The organism is Hymenobacter chitinivorans DSM 11115, assembly GCF_002797555.1.
GTDB classification, from domain to species: domain Bacteria; phylum Bacteroidota; class Bacteroidia; order Cytophagales; family Hymenobacteraceae; genus Hymenobacter; species Hymenobacter chitinivorans.
The window spans coordinates 2,418,493-2,435,787 of the sequence record NZ_PGFA01000001.1; the positions used below are offsets into that span (position 1 = coordinate 2,418,493).

Annotated in this window: 16 protein-coding genes; 14 read left to right on the forward strand and 2 right to left on the reverse strand. The window is 60.6% G+C overall.

From position 1 onward, the window contains the following. Positions 1 to 37: 37 nt before the first annotated feature. The gene (locus CLV45_RS10245; protein WP_100336261.1) at positions 38 to 724 is read left to right on the forward strand and encodes a uracil-DNA glycosylase family protein; all 687 of its coding nucleotides are present in this window, start codon (positions 38 to 40) and stop codon (positions 722 to 724) included. An 18-nt stretch (positions 725 to 742) separates the two neighbouring features. Here CLV45_RS10245 and CLV45_RS10250 read toward each other — a convergent pair whose 3' ends face one another. Beyond that, on the reverse strand, positions 743 to 1,912 hold the full coding sequence (locus tag CLV45_RS10250; RefSeq protein ID WP_211289923.1) for a tetratricopeptide repeat protein: 1,170 nt from the start codon (positions 1,910 to 1,912) through the stop codon (positions 743 to 745). 397 nt (positions 1,913 to 2,309) lie between these two features. Here CLV45_RS10250 and CLV45_RS10255 point away from each other — a divergent pair, with 397 nt between their 5' ends. From CLV45_RS10255 to CLV45_RS10270, 4 genes are all read left to right on the forward strand, one after another. Continuing rightward, positions 2,310 to 3,410, forward strand: a complete 1,101-nt coding sequence (locus tag CLV45_RS10255) for a Nif3-like dinuclear metal center hexameric protein (protein ID WP_100336262.1) — start codon at positions 2,310 to 2,312, stop codon at positions 3,408 to 3,410. Beyond that, positions 3,400 to 4,152 carry a zinc ribbon domain-containing protein gene (locus CLV45_RS10260; protein ID WP_100336263.1) on the forward strand — a complete coding sequence of 251 codons (753 nt, stop codon included), beginning with the start codon at positions 3,400 to 3,402 and terminating at the stop codon, positions 4,150 to 4,152. The genes CLV45_RS10255 and CLV45_RS10260 overlap by 11 nt, the downstream gene beginning before the upstream one ends. A gap of 81 nt (positions 4,153 to 4,233) precedes the next feature. Continuing rightward, complete coding sequence (locus CLV45_RS10265) at positions 4,234 to 5,781, forward strand: tetratricopeptide repeat protein (protein ID WP_100336264.1); 1,548 nt, start codon at positions 4,234 to 4,236, stop codon at positions 5,779 to 5,781. Between the two features lie 71 nt (positions 5,782 to 5,852). Then, positions 5,853 to 7,160, forward strand: coding sequence for an anthranilate synthase component I family protein (locus CLV45_RS10270; RefSeq protein ID WP_245882820.1), 1,308 nt, complete (start codon positions 5,853 to 5,855; stop codon positions 7,158 to 7,160). A gap of 214 nt (positions 7,161 to 7,374) precedes the next feature. On the opposite strand, the gene CLV45_RS10275 is transcribed toward CLV45_RS10270, so the two are convergent. Continuing rightward, the gene (locus tag CLV45_RS10275) at positions 7,375 to 8,019 is read right to left on the reverse strand and encodes a chloramphenicol acetyltransferase (RefSeq protein WP_100336265.1); all 645 of its coding nucleotides are present in this window, start codon (positions 8,017 to 8,019) and stop codon (positions 7,375 to 7,377) included. A gap of 67 nt (positions 8,020 to 8,086) precedes the next feature. Here CLV45_RS10275 and CLV45_RS10280 point away from each other — a divergent pair, with 67 nt between their 5' ends. From CLV45_RS10280 to groL, 9 genes are all read left to right on the forward strand, one after another. Beyond that, the gene (locus CLV45_RS10280) at positions 8,087 to 8,779 is read left to right on the forward strand and encodes an HAD family hydrolase (RefSeq protein ID WP_100337010.1); all 693 of its coding nucleotides are present in this window, start codon (positions 8,087 to 8,089) and stop codon (positions 8,777 to 8,779) included. 325 nt (positions 8,780 to 9,104) lie between these two features. Further along, on the forward strand, positions 9,105 to 10,547 hold the full coding sequence (miaB, locus tag CLV45_RS10285; protein ID WP_100336266.1) for a tRNA (N6-isopentenyl adenosine(37)-C2)-methylthiotransferase MiaB: 1,443 nt from the start codon (positions 9,105 to 9,107) through the stop codon (positions 10,545 to 10,547). Between the two features lie 19 nt (positions 10,548 to 10,566). Then, positions 10,567 to 10,887, forward strand: coding sequence for a hypothetical protein (locus CLV45_RS10290; RefSeq protein ID WP_100336267.1), 321 nt, complete (start codon positions 10,567 to 10,569; stop codon positions 10,885 to 10,887). A gap of 80 nt (positions 10,888 to 10,967) precedes the next feature. After that, positions 10,968 to 12,290, forward strand: a complete 1,323-nt coding sequence (locus CLV45_RS10295; RefSeq protein ID WP_100336268.1) for a sigma-54 interaction domain-containing protein — start codon at positions 10,968 to 10,970, stop codon at positions 12,288 to 12,290. Then, on the forward strand, positions 12,271 to 12,807 hold the full coding sequence (locus tag CLV45_RS10300) for an LptE family protein (protein WP_100336269.1): 537 nt from the start codon (positions 12,271 to 12,273) through the stop codon (positions 12,805 to 12,807). The genes CLV45_RS10295 and CLV45_RS10300 overlap by 20 nt, the downstream gene beginning before the upstream one ends. A gap of 152 nt (positions 12,808 to 12,959) precedes the next feature. After that, entirely contained in the window at positions 12,960 to 14,513 is a 1,554-nt protein-coding gene (locus CLV45_RS10305; protein WP_100336270.1) for a hypothetical protein, read from the forward strand. Then, on the forward strand, positions 14,514 to 14,930 hold the full coding sequence (gene secG, locus CLV45_RS10310; RefSeq protein WP_100336271.1) for a preprotein translocase subunit SecG: 417 nt from the start codon (positions 14,514 to 14,516) through the stop codon (positions 14,928 to 14,930). 300 nt (positions 14,931 to 15,230) lie between these two features. Then, on the forward strand, positions 15,231 to 15,521 hold the full coding sequence (gene groES, locus CLV45_RS10315) for a co-chaperone GroES (RefSeq protein ID WP_100336272.1): 291 nt from the start codon (positions 15,231 to 15,233) through the stop codon (positions 15,519 to 15,521). Between the two features lie 43 nt (positions 15,522 to 15,564). After that, the gene (gene groL / locus CLV45_RS10320; protein WP_100336273.1) at positions 15,565 to 17,205 is read left to right on the forward strand and encodes a chaperonin GroEL; all 1,641 of its coding nucleotides are present in this window, start codon (positions 15,565 to 15,567) and stop codon (positions 17,203 to 17,205) included. Positions 17,206 to 17,295 lie beyond the last annotated feature (90 nt).

Below are 17,295 nucleotides of genomic sequence, written 5' to 3' on the forward strand. Positions count from 1 at the left end.
CGCTGTTGCGTATGCCTGAGCTCTACCCCATCTGCCTATGTCCACGTTTGCCGACCGCCTACTGCATTTTCTGACCACGTTTCCGGTGCCCACCAGCCTGCCCGACGAGGCCGTGGCCCTGAGCCCCTACCAGGAAAGCACGCCGCTGGCGCTGTTTACCCGCTTTGCCCAACGCTATTACGCTGACAACCAGCCCCGCATAGCCCTGCTGGGCATCAACCCCGGCCGCCTCGGCAACGGCCGCACCGGCGTGGCCTTCACCGACCCAGTGGCCCTAGCCGACAGTTGCGGCATTGCCAACGAGCTACCCCGGCACCGCGAACTGTCGAGCCAGTTTGTGTATGAAGTGGTAGCGGCGCTGGGCGGCCCGACGGCTTTTTACCAGGATTTTTTTCTGGGCTCCCTTTACCCGCTGGTGTTGCTACGCGCAGGCCGCAACTATAACTACTACGATTCGCCGGCTTTAATCAAAGCTTTAGACCCGGCTATTCGAACCTCATTAAATCAGCAGGTAACGGAAGTAGGCTTAGTACGCCGCCAGGCCGTGTGCCTGGGCCGGCGCAACGGCCAGCACCTGCTCCGTCTCAACCAGGAGCTGCGGCTATTCGACCAGATTCACATCCTCGACCACCCGCGCTACCTAATGCAGTATAAGCGCCGGGAACTGCCCTCCCACGTGGACCGCTACGTGGAAATACTCAACCAGTGTCGGGACCGGAAATAAGCCCGCGTCAGACCAGACTTACGAGCGCGCCGAAGCTGGCTTGCCGGCCGCCAGAACGGCTGTTTTGGGCTGACGAGCACCTTTTCTTTGAGCTTTCAGGTAGTCCCGCGCCTCCTGATACATATCTGATTTACGGTCGGCCTTGGCCACGATAACCTTGAAATGACGCTGCGCAGCCGCCAGATCGTTCTGCTTGAGAGCAATCCGGCCCAGGTTTAGCGTGGCGTGCAAGTAGTAGCCCTCCGTTTGGCTGGTCACCTCCGAAAAGACGAGGCAGCGCTGGTAATACTCTTTAGCCGTGGCCAAGGACTTGTACTTCATCTGCTGGATATAGCCCAAATAATAGCTGGCGTAGCGTCCACTGAAACTGTCGTAGCCCGTCAGGCCCCGATTATACTTATCCAAAATACTGGTACTCAGCTTCTCACAGTCCGCAAAATGGCCGCTATTAAAACACTGCATAGCGTATTGCCGCTGGAAATACGGGTTGTCGGGGTAGGTGGCAGCCAGGTACCGGGCTTGCTGCAGGGCCTCCGCCGGCTTGTTTTCCCGCTCACTCGACACAATCTTGAGCAGAAAGAATTTGGCCTCCGGACCCGTGTACACGGCGTTGGCCGCCACGCTGCGCAGCTGCTGCAGCCCGAGCTCGGTGTTGCCCTTGGGAAATAACAGCAGCACGGGCCGCAGCCAGGGAAACTCGTCGGCAATCCAGACGGCGTAGTAGTTGAACAGCGCCTGCCCAAACAGAAATTCCGGGCTCAAGCCGTTGGCCTGCTTGCTTAGCTCCAGGTATTTTAGGGAGCGTTTGGCGGCTACCGTGGCCTGGGCCCAGTCGTGGCGCTCCGAATGCAGCCGGGCGGAAAAGCCGTAGGAAGCGGCCAGGAAAAAGCTGGCCTCGTAGTTCTGCTCATCCTGCTCGTACAAAGCTTCGGCCTTCGTGGCGGCCGTGTCCATGTAGGCAAAAAAGAGTTTGTCGACGCTCTTCTCCGTGATGTTGGTCGGTAGAATTTTCCACCACTGGCTTAGGCCCATCAGGAAGTAGGGCAACGGGTGCTGGCTGTAACGGCGGCGCAGGGAGCGAAACTGTTTTTCCGCCTTATCGAACTTGAAATTATACAAATTATTAACCCCTCCTTCCAGCTCGGTCTTAATATCCTGATTCAGCAGCAGCCACCCTTTGGTATTCACGGCAGTTGGAGCCACCTCCACGTCTTGCAGTTGAATAGTCCGCCGGGTTAAGGCGGTATCAGGGCTTTGCGCTAGTACCACCGTGGGTAACAGGGCCAAACCAACGTATAAACACAGTATTTTTGCAAGCAACTTAGTAGAATCAACCATAGGATATAAGTAAGTCTATGCAAAGATAACCAACCGCAGAATAGTACAATACCCAGCCACCCTAATTCTGCTGCAAAATACCGCCGCCCGTCAGCGAAGCCGGGCCTCCCGCGGCGGCGGTTAGGCCGTGGGGAAAATCACCCGCGGCCCACTGCTGCCGGTACCGAACCGCGTACCTTCGCCGGCAGGACCATCCCCGCCCGGCCTTTCTTTACCGTTATCAACCAACTTTTCCGCATTTCTGCCGATGCCAACTGTTGCTGACCTTGCCCGCGCCCTGGAACGCGTGGCGCCCCTGGCTTACCAGGAATCCTACGACAACGCCGGCCTGCAGTGCGGCGACCCGCAGGCCGCAGTCCGCGGCGTGCTCATTGCCTTAGACTGCACCCCGGCCGTTATCGACGAGGCCCTGCGGCGGGGTTGCAACGTGGTAGTGGCCCACCACCCGGTCGTATTCCGGCCTCTGAAGCGCCTGACCGGAGCCAATGAGGTGGAGCAAACTCTGATTAAGGCCATCAAAAACGACGTGGCCATTTACGCGGCCCATACCAACCTCGACAACGTGCTACCGGGCGTCAACCGCAAGCTGGGCGAGAAATTGGGCCTGGAAAATCTACGGATTCTGGACCCCAAAACCGGCACCCTGGGCAAGCTCATCACCTACGTGCCCACGACCCACACCGAGGCTGTCTTGCAGGCTTTGTACGCGGCCGGTGCGGGCCAGATCGGCAACTATTCCGAGTGCAGCTTCCGCGTTGAAGGCACGGGGACCTTCACGCCCGGCGCGGGCACCAACCCGTTTATTGGCGGAGCAGGCCAGCCCGAATCGGTGCAGGAAGAACGGGTAGAAGTGCTGCTGCCGCTGCATTTGCAGGGCGCCGCGCTGCGGGCGTTACGGGCGGCTCACCCCTACGAAGAAGTGGCCTACGAGCTCGTCAGGCTGGAAAACGCGCACCAGGATGTGGGCTCGGGCATGATTGGCGAGCTGCCGGCAGCCCTGAGCCCGGCCGAGTTCCGGCAGCGGCTGCGCACGGCCCTGGGCGTGCCCGTCGTTAAGCACACCGAGTTCGAGAAGCCCATCAAGAAAGTGGCACTCTGCGGCGGGGCCGGCAGCTTTCTGATCGGCAACGCCCGCCGGGCCGGGGCCGACGCCTACGTCACCGGCGACTTGAAGTACCACGAGTACTTCGGAGCCGAAGGCCAGCTGCTGCTCTGCGACGTGGGCCACTTCGAAAGTGAGCAATTTACCGGGGAAATCTTCCGGGATTTGCTTACGGCCAACTTTAAAAGTACTTTTGCGGTCTTAATTGCTGAGACCCTCACCAACCCTGTCCGTTATGATTTCTAATCCTTCCACGGAAACCACCGTTGCCAGTAAGCTGGAAGCCCTTCTGAATCTGCAGCGCCTCGACTCGCAGCTCGACGAAATCCGGCGCGTCCGCGGCGACCTGCCCGAAGAAGTGCGCGACCTGGAAGACGAAATTGCTGGCTATGAGGTGCGCGTGAGCAAGTTTGACGAGGAAATTCAGGCCCTGAACGACCAGATCAAGCAGCGCAAGCAGAACGCCAAAGACGCCGAAGGCCTCATCAAGAAGTATGAGGACCAGCAGCAAAACGTGCGCAACAACCGTGAGTACGAGGCCATTGCCAAGGAAATCGAGCTGCAGCGCCTGGAAATCCAGATTTCGGAAAAGAAAATCAAGGAGGCCCAGTACCAGATTGAGCAGAAAAACGCCGACATCGCCGGCACCAAGCAGCGTCTGGAAGAGCGTAAGAAAGACCTGACCAACAAGAACACCGAGCTGCAAACCATCGTGGGCGAAAGCGAAGCCGACGAGAAAAAGCTGCTCGACGAGCGCGAGGAGGCCGTAAAGCCCATCGAGGAGCGCCTGCTGACGGCCTACACCCGCATCCGTGGCAACGTTCGCAACGGGCTGGCCGTGGTAATGGTGAAGCGGGACGCCTGCGGCGGCTGCTTCAACACCGTACCGCCCCAGCGCCAGGCTGACATCATCTCGCACAAGAAAATCATCGTGTGCGAGCACTGCGGCCGGGTTCTGGCCGACGTGGACGTGAAGCAGCCGGCTTAAGCTCCGCGCTTCGTTTTTCGAACGCACCCCAAAAAGGAACGGCTCCGTAGTCGTTCCTTTTTTCTTGCTCCGATTTTTCCCGTGGCTCATCCTCTGGCTTCTGCGCATTCCCCTTCCGGACTCCGGCTGCTGCTGGGGCTGCTGCTCGTGCTCCTGACGACGGCCGCCGCTAGCCCGCCCCAGCACGACACGGCCCAGGCTCCGGAAACGACCAGCGCGGCCGCCGGCAGCCTGACGCCGGGACTGCGCCGGGCCTATGCCGAGCTGCTCAAGCTGCGCGTGGAGCCGGCCCGGCAGTTGCTCCAGGAAGAAGCCAAACGGGCCCCCGGCAGCGCCGGCACCTTGCTCGTGGCCGACTGCATCGACTTTACCGAGCTCATGATCCGCCAGGATGCTAGCCGCTACGAGGCCGTGGTGGCCGCCCAGGACCGGCGCCTGGCCCAGCTGGAAAAGTCGCGGGAGGCGGGGCCGCTGCCGGCCTATGCCCGGGCCGAAATCCGGCTGCACCAGGCCGCCGCCCAGGTGACCTACCAGCACGAAATCCAGGGGGCCTGGAGCTTGCGCCAGGCCTATCAGCAGATGCAGGCCGTGGTGAAGGCCTACCCGGACTTTCTGCCGGCCCGCAAGACGCTGGGCATGTGCCAGTTTATGATTGGCTCCGTGCCCGAGGGCTACCGGTGGTTTTTGAAGCTGCTCGGGCTGCCGGGCAGCGTGGAGGCCGGGGTGCAAAACCTGCGCCGCGCCGCCCAGCAGCCCCACGACTTTCAGCCCGAGGCCCGCATTATCCTGGCCCTGGTGCAGGAAACCTACTTTAAGCAGGGTGAAGAGTCGGCCCGGCTGGTGCAGCAGCTGGCTACCCAGCAGCCCGACAACCTGCTCTACTCCTACCTGCTGCTGAGCCTCAACAAGCGCCTGCACCGCACCGACGCGGCCCTGGCGGCCTACCGCAGCCGCCCCACCGGGGCGGGCTACCTGCCCATTCCCTACCTCCACCACATGGCCGCCGACTTGCTGCTCTACCAGGGCCAGTACGCGGCGTCGGGGCGGGCCAACCAGCAGTTTCTGCAGGACTACCCGGGCGTGCACTACCGCAAGGACGCGGCCTTTAAGCTGTATTTGGCCGCCTGGCTCAGTGGCGACGACAAGACGGCCGAGCGGTACCGCCAGCAAATAAACCAGGGGGGCCGCACGGTGGTGGAGGAAGACGCCTACGCTCAGCGCTTTTTCGAGGGCCAGCTACCACTGAACCGCACCCTGACCCGGGCCCGCCTGCAGATTGACGGGGGCTACTACCGCCCCGCCCTGGCTACGCTGCGCGGTTTTTCGGCCGCCACGGGGCCCCTGCGCGACCGGCTGGAAGAGCCCTACCGCCGGGCCCGGGCCTACCACGGCCTGGGCCGCCTCGACTCGGCCCGGCTGTATTACACCCGCACCATTGCCCTGGCCGGCAAGGCGCCCTACTACTTCGGGCCGCAGTCGGCGCTGCAGATGGGCTACCTCTGCCAGGCCGACGGGCAGCTGAACATGGCCCGGCTCTACTTCCAGAAGGCCCTGGATTCGCCCAAGCACGAGTACAAGAACAGCACCGACGCCAAGGCCAAAGTGGCCCTGGCCGGGCTGCCGCGGTAGAGGTCAGTTATTGGTTGTTTGTTGTTAGTTGTTTGTTGTTCGTAAAGAGAAGAGGAAAAGCATTGCACGTGGTGACTAATCCGCATTTTACCCCGGCTCCGCCGCCCCTGGTTCCTTACGCGGCGCTGCCCTGCTCGGCGGCTGAGTTTCGGGAGCGGGCCTTGTACTGGGCGGCCGAGTTTGCCTGCTGCGCCTATTACGAGCCCAACGGCGCGGAATACCCCCACGGCCCTTTTGAGCAGCTGCTGGCCGTAACCAATACGCCGGATTTGGCCCCGACGGCCCTGGCCGAGCTGGAAAGCTGGCTGAACCGGCCCGCCACCGGGCCGCGCTGCGGCTTCGTCACTTACGACGTCAAAAACGAAATCGAAGCCCTGAGCAGCGGGCATTTCGACGGGCTGCAGTGGCCGGCCCTGCACTTTTTTACCCCCGAAACCTGGCTCTACTGGACTCCCGAGGGCGTGGAAATTCACGGGGCTACGGTGGGCGTACTGGCAGCCATTCTGGCCACTGTGGTGCCAGTCGAAGCCCCGCTGCCCGTTGCTACCCTGCGGCCCCGGCTGCCGAAAAACGAGTATCTGGCCGCCGTGGAGGCTATTCGGGAGGATATTCTCAATGGGGAGGTCTACGAACTCAACCTGTGCCAGGAGTTCTACGCCGAGGCGGTGGCCCTGGAGCCCGTGGGTACGTTTCTGCGCCTGACGGCGGCCTCACCCACGCCCTTCGCCGGGTTCTACAAGTGGCACGACCGGTACCTGCTCTGCGCCTCGCCCGAGCGGTTTTTGCAGAAAAACGGCCCCCAGCTGGTTTCCCAGCCTATTAAAGGCACCATCCGGCGGGGCGCTACGCTCGCGGAGGATGAGCGGCTGCGCGAACAGCTGCGGCACGACGAGAAAGAGCGGGCCGAAAACCTGATGATTGTGGACTTGGTCCGCAACGACTTGGCCCGCGTGGCCGAAACCGGCACCGTGCAGGTGCCCGAGCTGTTCGGGCTCTACTCCTTCCGCCACGTCTGGCAGATGATTTCGACCGTGCAAGCCCAGCTGCGGCCCGGGGTGAAGCTGGCCGACATCCTGCGGGCCACCTTCCCAATGGGCTCCATGACCGGCGCCCCGAAAATCCGGGCCATGCAGCTCATTGAGCTCTATGAGCGCACCCGACGGGGCCTCTACAGCGGCACCCTGGGCTACGTGCTGCCCTCCGGCGACTTCGACTTTAACGTCGTCATCCGCAGCCTGCAGTACCGCGCCGGCACCGGCTACCTCAGCTTCCAGGTCGGCTCGGCCATCACCTACGACTCCGACCCCGAACGGGAGTACGACGAGTGCCTGCTCAAAGCCCGCGCCCTGCTCGAGGTACTGGGAGCTGCGGTGAACTAGTGAGGTGGTGAAAGGGTGAGTTGCGGCTCTATCCGCGCACCTGGCGCTGCTTCTACTCGGGAGGCACTTTTACACCTGCGGAAGGTCACCGCTTCTACTCGCGGAGCCTGTAGATATTCAAAAAATGGCCCGCAAGGAGAAGCGGCAGGCTATAGCAGATACGCCAATGGCACCACCCGCGCAGTGCCCGCCGCCTGCACGCCAACTCACCACCTCACAATTTCACCGCTTCACCACTAAGCCGCCGCTCGAAGGCCTGCAGGAACTGGCCCACGTGGTAGCCGTCGGCCAGGGCGTGGTGCACGTTCACGGCCACGTTCAGATAAGTGCGGCCGTTTTCCTCGTAGACCTGGCTGAAGGAAATTTTGGGGCAGCTGTCGGGGTGGCTGTAGCTGCGGGCGTGGGTTAGGCCGGTGAAGCGCACCCAGGGAATGGCCGAGCAGTGCAGCACGTCGACGCGGGCGGTGGTGTCGCTCAGGCGCAGGCCGGAGCTGTTCTGCACGGCCTCGATTTCGGCCGTGGCCGCCGCCACAAAGCCCGCCAGGTCGTCGTTTTGCTCGATAAAGGAGAAGGCGAAGGTGTGGTCGGGGCGGCCCAGGGTGGCCGAGGCGTGCACCCGCTCGTAGAGGTACACCTGCCCATCTTCGATGCGGGTGCGCAGCTCGGGCACCTCGTTGGCGGCCTGCACGGCGTGGTAGAGGTAGTAGAGGAAAAACGACACGCCCAGGCGCTTGGCCTCGGCCTGGGCCCCGGTGCAGTCCACGGGCGCCACCAGGCCAAAAAACGGTTCTTCAAAGGCGCCGAAGAAGGCGAAATGCTCCCGCCGGTTCCAGGTCTGCAGGTCAATCAGCTGTTTCATGGGCGGCAAGTTCGGTAACTTTACCGCCTCCACTGGCTTTTCCGGCCAATTTTCCCGCCTTCCCGCCATGACCGCGCCCCACCTCATTGCCTTCGACGCCGACGATACGCTCTGGTCCAACCAGCCCCACTTCGACCAGGTGGAGGCCCGCCTGCTCGACATTATGGCCGCCTTTGGCGAGCCGGCCCGCATCACCGAGCAGCTCAACGCGGTGCAGCGCCAGAACATGAAGCTCTTCGGCTACGGGGCCAAGTCGTTTATGCTCTCCATGATTGAAACCGCCATCCAGCTCACCGACAGCCAGGTAACCGGCATTGAAATCCAGCAGATTCTGGACATGGGCAAGGAGCTGCTGCGCTACCCCATCGAGCCGCTGCCGGGCGTGGTGGAGGTGCTCACCGAGCTGCGCCGCCGCGGCCACCGCCTGATGGTACTCACCAAGGGCGACCTGTTCGACCAGGAAAGCAAGCTGGCCCGCTCCGGCCTGGGCGACTTTTTCGACTACGTGGAAATCGTCAGCGAAAAGGATGAGGCCACCTACCGCCGCCTGCTGGCCCGCTACAACGCCCTGCCCGGCGAGTTTTTCATGATCGGCAATTCCCTCAAGTCCGACATCCTGCCCGTGGCCCAGCTCGGCTTCCGGGCCGTGCACGTGCCCTTCCACGCTACCTGGGTCTTCGAGCACGTCGACCCCGAAAAGCTCGAAGGCCTGGACTTCCACGCCGTCACCGATTTGCGCCAGGTGCTGGAGCTTATTTAATGTGCGAATGTGGAGAATGTGCTGATGTGCTAAACTAGTGTCCTTGCGAGGAGGCACGACGAAGCAATCCGTCCTCTGCGCAATACAACACGTTCTTTTACCAGAAAGCCCTAACGTCTACTCAGGCGTTAGGGCTTTGCAGTTTAGAAGGCTCAGCACATTTCAGAGGACGAATGGCTTCGTCGTGCCTCCTCGCAAGGACACGCTCTTTTGCATTAGCACATTACCCACATTCCACCACATTCGCACATTAACAAGCTCTGCCATTCTGTCATTTTGGGGCAAAAACCGTTACCTTTGCCCTCCTTCTGTGTTTACAATACCTATGTCCCAGCCCCTGCTCACCCTCGACTTTCTGGATACGCCCGCTGCCCCCGCTGCCGCCGACCACCAACCGGCTCAGGATGTGCGCGTCAGCCCGGCGACCCGCACCGGCCGGCAGCGCAAGCTCTACATCGAGAGCTACGGCTGCCAGATGAATTTCTCCGACTCCGAAATCGTCTCCTCCATCCTCTTCGAGGAAGGCTTTGATACCACCGAGCAGCTCAGTGACGCCGATTTGGTGCTGCTCAACACCTGCTCCATCCGCGAAAAGGCCGAGCAAACCGTGCGCATGCGCCTGTCGCAGATCAACAGCCATAAAAAGCGTAACCCCGGCCTGCTGGTGGGCGTGCTGGGCTGCATGGCTGAGCGCCTGAAAAGCAAGTTTCTGGAAGAGGAAAAGCTCGTCGACCTCGTCGTGGGCCCCGACGCCTACCGCGACCTGCCCAACCTGATCCGGGAAGTCGACGGTGGCCAGAAAGCGGTGAACGTGCTGCTCTCCCGCGACGAAACCTACGCCGACATCACGCCCGTGCGCCTCAACTCCAACGGCATCACCGCCTTTGTGAGTATCATGCGGGGCTGCGACAATATGTGCTCCTTCTGCGTGGTGCCCTTCACCCGGGGCCGCGAGCGGAGCCGCGACGCGCACAGCATCGTGCAGGAGTGCCGCGACCTGGTGGCCCAGGGCTACAAGGAAGTGACCCTGCTGGGCCAGAACGTGGACTCCTACAAGTGGACTTCCGAAGACGGCCAGGAGTTCGTCAACTTCGCTCAGCTGCTGGAGCGCGTGGCCCTGATCAGCCCCGAGCTGCGGGTGCGCTTCTCGACTTCCCACCCCAAAGACATCACCGACGAGGTGCTCTACACGATGGGCAAGTACGAGAACATCTGCAAGTACATTCACCTGCCCGCCCAGAGCGGTAACTCCCGGGTGCTCAAGCTGATGAACCGTACCTACGACCGGCCCTGGTACGAGGAGCGCGTGCTGGCCATCCGCCGCATCCTGGGCGAGGACTGCGCCATCAGCACCGACATGATTGCCGGCTTCTGCTCCGAAACCGAGGAAGAGCACCAGGACACGCTCAGCCTCATCGACTTCGTGCAGTACGACATGGGCTACAACTTCTTCTACTCCGAGCGCCCCGGCACCCTGGCCGCCCGCAAGCTGGCCGACGATATTCCGCTGGAAGTCAAGAAGCGCCGCCTGCAGGAAGTCATTGACCGGCAGCAGCTCCACGCCCGGGCCCGCTACGCCCGCATGGTGGGCCGCGTGCACCGCGTGCTGGTCGAAGGCCGCTCCAAACGTTCGGAGGAGCAACTCAGCGGCCGCAACAGCCAGAACCAAGTGGTCATCTTTCCCAAAGGCACCGCCCAAAAAGGCGACTACGTAAACGTACTGGTGACCAGCACGACCGGCGCGGCGCTCTTAGGAGAAATCGTCTAAGTTGGTTTTTGGTTGGTTCATGCGCAGCAAGCCCTATCAAATTTTAGAGCCTTATCGGATCTTCCTTAATGAGGAGAAACTGCGCACAACTTTTCAGGAACTGCAATCCTTCTTGGGCATCGTCTTCGACCAAAGCGAGGTTGAGCGGCTGTTCAATAATGCTGAAGAAGACCAGGTTTCCTTTAAAACCTACCTCTTTTATAAGAAGCCAAGCCTCATTTTTAAAGACTGGACCATTACGGGCATAGTTGATGAATACGAGCCGGAAACTCTGTTTTTGAAGAGCAATGGTGGTTTCAGCAAGCAAAAAAGGTTTGACAACTTCTTTGCCAACCGCTAGCTCCTTGGTCCTATTATCCCTATAGATATAGAGTAATTCATTCTCTATTTCGTCTTCTTCCCGAAAACCTACTCCCGACCTTGACACCTTCCGAAATACAATCCATCAAACAACGCTTCGGCATTATTGGTAATGCTCCGGCCTTGAACTACGCCATTCAGGTGGCGGCCCAGGTCGCGCCCACCGATATGACGGTGCTCATCACCGGGGAAAGCGGCTCGGGGAAGGAATCCTTTTCCAAGATTATCCACGCCCTTTCGCCGCGTAAGCACGGGCAGTTCATTGCCATCAACTGCGGCGCCATTCCCGAGGGCACGATTGACTCCGAGCTATTTGGGCACGAAAAAGGCTCGTTTACCGGCGCCCAGGAAGCCCGCAAAGGCTACTTCGAAGTCACCAACGGCGGTACTATCTTCCTCGACGAAATTGGGGAAATGCCGCTCGGCACCCAGGCCCGCCTCTTGCGCGTGCTCGAAAACGGCGAGTTTATCCGCGTGGGCTCGAGCAAAGTGCAGAAGACCGACGTGCGCGTGGTGGCCGCTACCAACGTGAACCTGCTCGACGCCGTGCGCGAGGGCAAGTTCCGGGAAGACCTCTACTACCGCCTCAACACCGTCCCGATTACGGTTCCACCGCTGCGTGAACGGGGTGACGATATTTACCTACTATTCAGAAAGTTTGCCACCGACTTTGCCGAGCGCTACCGCGTCAAGCCCATTGCCCTGAGCCCGGATGCCGTGACGGAATTGCAACGCTTCAGTTTCCCCGGCAACATCCGCCAGCTCAAGAACGTGGCCGAGCAAATGTCGGTGCTGGAAACCGAGCGGGACGTGGACGGCAACCGCCTGCGCCAGTATTTGCCCGCCGAGCAAAGCAGCCGCCTGCCCATGCTGCTGAGCGCCTCCGGGGCCGGGGCCGAGGCCAACACCTATTCCGAGCGGGACCTGCTCTACAAGGTGCTCTTCGACATGCGCCGCGACATGACGGACCTCAAAAAGATGGTCCTGGACATGGCCGCCGGCCAACGCCCGGCCGAAGCCCAGGAACTACTGCGCCAGAACAGCCATTTATTCAACAACCTGAACGTGGCCCCGGTGTACGAAAACAACCGCTTGGCCCGTTCTGGTCCTGCCGACGGCGGTACGCCGGAGTACTTCATTACGCCCCGCCCGGAAATAACGGTGGATGATGCCGCGACTTACGAAGACGAGCCGCAGCGCGTGGAAGACATTCCGCACGAGACGGAGGAAGAAACCCTTTCCCTGGAGGCCAAGGAAAAGGAAATGATTATGAAGGCCCTGAAAAAACACCACAACAAGCGTAAGTACGCGGCTCACGACCTGGGAATTTCCGAGCGTACGCTCTACCGCAAGCTCAAACAATATGACCTGGAACAATTGTAAGCACCTGGCCACCTGGCTCGTAGTTTTGGCTCTGCTCCCGCTGCTGGCCGGGTGCGGGGTCTACTCCTTCGCGGGTACCAACATTGACCCGGCGGTCAAGACGTTTTCCGTGCAGACGTTTCAGAACACGGCCAACAACGGCCCGTCCTACATTTCCCAGCGCTTCACGGAGGAATTCAAGGACTTCTACCAGCGCAACACCACGCTCAAACTGGTGCCCCGCGACGGGGATTTGCAGTTCGAAGGGCAGATTATTGGCTTTGATTTCGCCCCCGCGGCCATTCAGAGCACCAACGGCGTTACGCAGGCCGGCCAGAACAACCTGACCATTCAGGTCCGGGTGCGCTATACCAATACCAAAGACCCCAAGCAGGATTTCGAGCAAACATTCCAAAGCAACGCCATTTTCAACGCCGACCAGGATCCGAGCAGCATCACCAACAATCCGAATTCAGTGCGCGTCCCGATTAACAACATTATTCAGGACACCTTTAACAAATCGGTAGCCAACTGGTAAAGGCCCGGATTTGCATCGATTTGCGGCAGGCGTGGGTTTCCTGCGGAATTTGATGCACTTTTGCCGCCCCGTATTCAGCCGGCTTTCCGGCTCCGGTTTACCCGCGGCCCGGCTTACTGCGCTGGTGGATCAGCTTTTTAACTTCTCGTTCTATGACCCGCGCGTCGCTGTTGCACATTCTGGACCACGTCAGCACCATTTCGGAGGCTGAAATTCGGGAGCTTGAGCAACTGGCCGCCGCCTTTCCCTACTGTCAGACGGCCCACGTCCTGCTGGCCAAAGCCGCCCACGACCAGGGCAGCATGCTGGCCAGTCAGCGCCTGCGCCGCGCGGCTACCTACGCCACCGACCGGCAATTGCTACGGCAGCTCATTGAGCAACCCGCGGCAGCTCACCTCCTGCCCGAATCGGTGGCCCCCGTGGCTATAGCGGTGGCAGCCGAGCCACCGACGCCGCAACAACCTACCGTCGACATTGTCCCCACCGAGCCGGCGCAATGGATAGCCGAACCGGCCGGGGCCGAAACCGAAACCGGGGAAACCGATGTCGAGGCAACGTTAGTTAACGCCGCGGAAACCACACCTGCGTTGGAGTTGGCATCGGAAGTGAGCCAGCCCACGCCGGAAGCCCCCGACGTGGCGGTGTTGCCGATTGAATTGTCCACGGCCGAGGCATTATCTGTCCCAACTGTTCCAACCGAAGCCGCGGATACGGCGCCTTTTATAAGTGCCGAAAGTGCTGAAGAGGCGGCGGTAAACCCAGAGGATTTCTTCCCCGAGGCCGCGCCGGCCGAAGCAGAGCAGGAACTTACGCCTGACTTGGCCGCGGAACCAGCTGCTTTGCTAGTGGAATCGGAACCTCTCGCCCCGGAAGTAGCGCCCCCGGCCCCTGATGACTTCTCGGTGCCGCAACTGCCCGAAGTTGCTGATGAGGAGCCACTCGAGGCCCCGGCTGAAGCAGTCATCAATGAGGAGTATCCTCTTGAACCGTCAGTTGAGGACACTACGGAACTAGTTTCTAGTAGCCAGGAGCTTATCCTTCCTGCAGATTTGCCCGCAGAGCCACCCGTCCCGGTCGATGAAAGCCCTGAGGAGGATATTCTGCCTCCGGTAGCTCCCCCCATTCGTCCGCCGGTGGAAGCGGGTACTTCCCGCTTCGAATTTGGCTTGAGCCTGCCCGAGCCGGTCGAGCCGATTATCTACGAGCTGCCAACTATTGAGGAGGAAGAGCCGGCAGAAGCACCGGAAGTGGCCGCCGGGTTCCGCGGCGACGAGCTGCTGGGCTATGCCCTGGGCGGGGGCAGCCGCCTGGGTTTCTGCCTGCAGCAGGCCGACGAGCTGGCGTATCCGTTGCCTATCACCGAGTTTTTTGCTCCCGATGCCCTGCTGCAGGAGCAGACTCCACGGTACCGACCCGCCCCCGTCCCGGCTCCGTCGCCCTTCGATTTGATCAACAAGTTCCTGCGCAACCAGCCCCGGCTCCGGACGCCGGCCGTGCTGCCGGCTTCGGCCGAGGAGCAAGCCGATTTATCGGTGCGCAGCACCCAGGGCGTGCCGGATCTGGCCTCCGAAAGCCTGGCCAGAATCATGGTTCGCCAGGGTAAGATTCAGAAGGCAATTGAAATATATGAACGGCTAATGATGCGCCAGCCGGAAAAAAAGGCGTATTTTGCCGACCAAATTCAACAACTGAAATCCACCGAGTAAATGTATTACGCTCTCATTGGCCTGATTCTGTTCGTATGCTTGCTGCTGGCGCTGGTAGTGCTGGCCCAAAACCCCAAAGGCGGTGGACTGTCGAGCCAGTTTGGCTCGGGCGGTGCTGCCAACCTGATGGGCGTAAAGCGGACCGGTGATTTGCTGGAGCGCCTGACCTGGGGCTTTGCCATCGGCCTGATGGTTCTTTCGCTCGGCACCCACGTGCTCAACGGCACGGCGGAAGCCGCCGGCCCGACCCGTAGCGTCAACCAGCAAAAGGCTCTCGAAACGAAACTGCCCGCGGCCCCGGCCGTTCCTGCTCCGGCCGCGCCCGGTGGCGCTGCCACGGCCCCCGGCACTACTGCTCCAGCTGCTACGCCCGCCGAGCAGCCTGCCGCTACCCCAACTGCGCCTCCGGCTCAGTAAGCTACGCCAGCGCCCACGCTCCTTCTTCAGCCGCTGCTCCTTCCCGGGGCAGCGGCTTTGTTTTTTACGGTTTTGCCGGCGGCCGGCGGCATATTCCTCTTCCCTGCAAGCTTACGAAGTAGTGCCAAGGCTAGCCCGTTTGCCCCCGACGGCCTGACACCTGGGCACGCCGCCGTGAAAACCTGACTGGGAATAGGGCTAAAACGTGTTCATTCTGTCAGGTTCGGGGAGGCTGGCACAAGAAGTGTTGCCTGCCGCACAGGTTCATTTCAACCAACCCTTTCAACCAAAACGAACAATATGTCACTAAGCATGAAACCGCTGGCTGACCGCGTCATCATTGCACCGGCTGCTGCTGAGGAGAAAACCAAATCGGGTATCATCATCCCCGATACAGCAAAAGAGAAGCCCCAGCGTGGCGAAGTAGTGGCTGTAGGCGAAGGCAAAGTGGCCGACAGCGGTACCGTAATTCAGCCCCAGGTAAAAGTGGGTGACCAGGTACTGTACGGCAAATACGCCGGCACGGAAATCACCGTCGATGGCCAGGATTACCTGATCATGCGCGAGTCGGACATTTTCGCTGTCCTGTAAACCACCCTTTCCTTTCCGAAATCATCCTCTCTGATTAAATACGATGGCTAAGAACATCCAATTCGATACCGACGGGCGCGACAAACTGAAGCGCGGCGTAGACAAACTGGCGAATGCCGTGAAAGTAACCCTGGGCCCGAAAGGCCGCAACGTGGTTATCGACAAGAAATTCGGCGCGCCCACCATTACCAAGGACGGTGTAACCGTTGCCAAAGAAATTGAGCTGAGCGACCCAATCGAGAACATGGGTGCCCAGTTGGTGAAAGAAGTAGCCTCCAAAACCGCCGACCAAGCCGGTGATGGCACCACTACCGCTACCGTACTGGCCCAGGCTATCTACGCCGCCGGCTCGAAGAACGTAGCCGCCGGTGCCAACCCGATGGACCTGAAGCGCGGTATCGACAAGGCCGTGAAGGCCGTGGTTGAGAACCTGAAAGCGCAGTCTAAGAAAATCGAGAACTCCTCGGAAATTGCCCAGGTAGGCGCTATTTCGGCCAACAACGACATGGAAATCGGCCAGATGATTGCCGATGCCATGGACAAAGTGGGCAAGGAAGGCGTTATCACCGTGGAAGAAGCCCGCGGCACTGAAACCGAAGTAAAAACGGTGGAAGGCATGCAGTTCGACCGTGGTTACCTCTCCCCCTACTTCGTGACCAACCCGGAGAAAATGGAGGCCGAGTTCGACAACCCCTTCGTGCTGATCTACGACAAGAAGGTGAGCACCATGAAGGAGCTGCTGCCCGTATTGGAGCAGGTTGTGCAGACCGGCAAGCCCCTGGTTATCATCTCGGAGGACGTAGACGGTGAAGCCCTGGCCACGCTGGTAGTCAACAAGCTGCGTGGCTCGCTGAAAATTGCCGCCGTGAAGGCTCCCGGCTTCGGCGACCGTCGTAAGGCCATGCTGGAAGACATTGCCGTGCTGACCGGTGGTACCGTTATTTCGGAAGAGCGTGGCTACAAGCTCGACAGCGCAACGCTGGAGTACCTGGGCCAGGCCGAGAAAATCATCATCGACAAAGACAACACCACGATTGTCAACGGCCGCGGTGAGAAAGAGACCATTACCGGTCGCATCAACGAAATCAAAGCCCAGATTGGCACTACCACGTCGGATTACGACAAGGAGAAGCTGCAGGAGCGCCTGGCCAAGCTGTCGGGTGGCGTGGCTATTCTCTACATCGGCGCTTCCACGGAAGTGGAGATGAAGGAGAAGAAGGACCGCGTCGACGATGCCCTGCACGCTACCCGCGCTGCCGTGGAAGAAGGCGTAGTACCCGGCGGCGGCGTAGCCCTGGTGCGCGCCCTGGACGCGCTGGAAGGCGTCGATACCATTAATGGCGACGAGCGGACCGGTGTGAACATCATCCGCACGGCCATTGAGGCTCCCCTGCGTACTATCGTGGCCAACGCCGGCGGCGAAGGCTCGGTAGTGGTGCAGAAAGTGCGCGAAGGCAAAGCCGACTACGGCTACAACGCCCGCGAAGACCGGTACGAAAACCTGATGGCGGCCGGTATCCTCGACCCCACCAAAGTAACGCGTCTGGCCCTGGAAAACGCCGCTTCGATTGCCGGCCTGCTGCTGACCACCGAGTGCGTAATTTCTGACGAGCCCGAGGCCGACAAAGACCACGGCCACGGCGGCGGTGCCGCCGGTATGGGCGGCATGGGCGGCATGATGTAATCAGGCCGGCCCGAGCTACCCGTTCGGATCAATAAAAAAGCCCGCTGGACAATGTCCAGCGGGCTTTTTTATTGGGCAGCTTTACCCGCG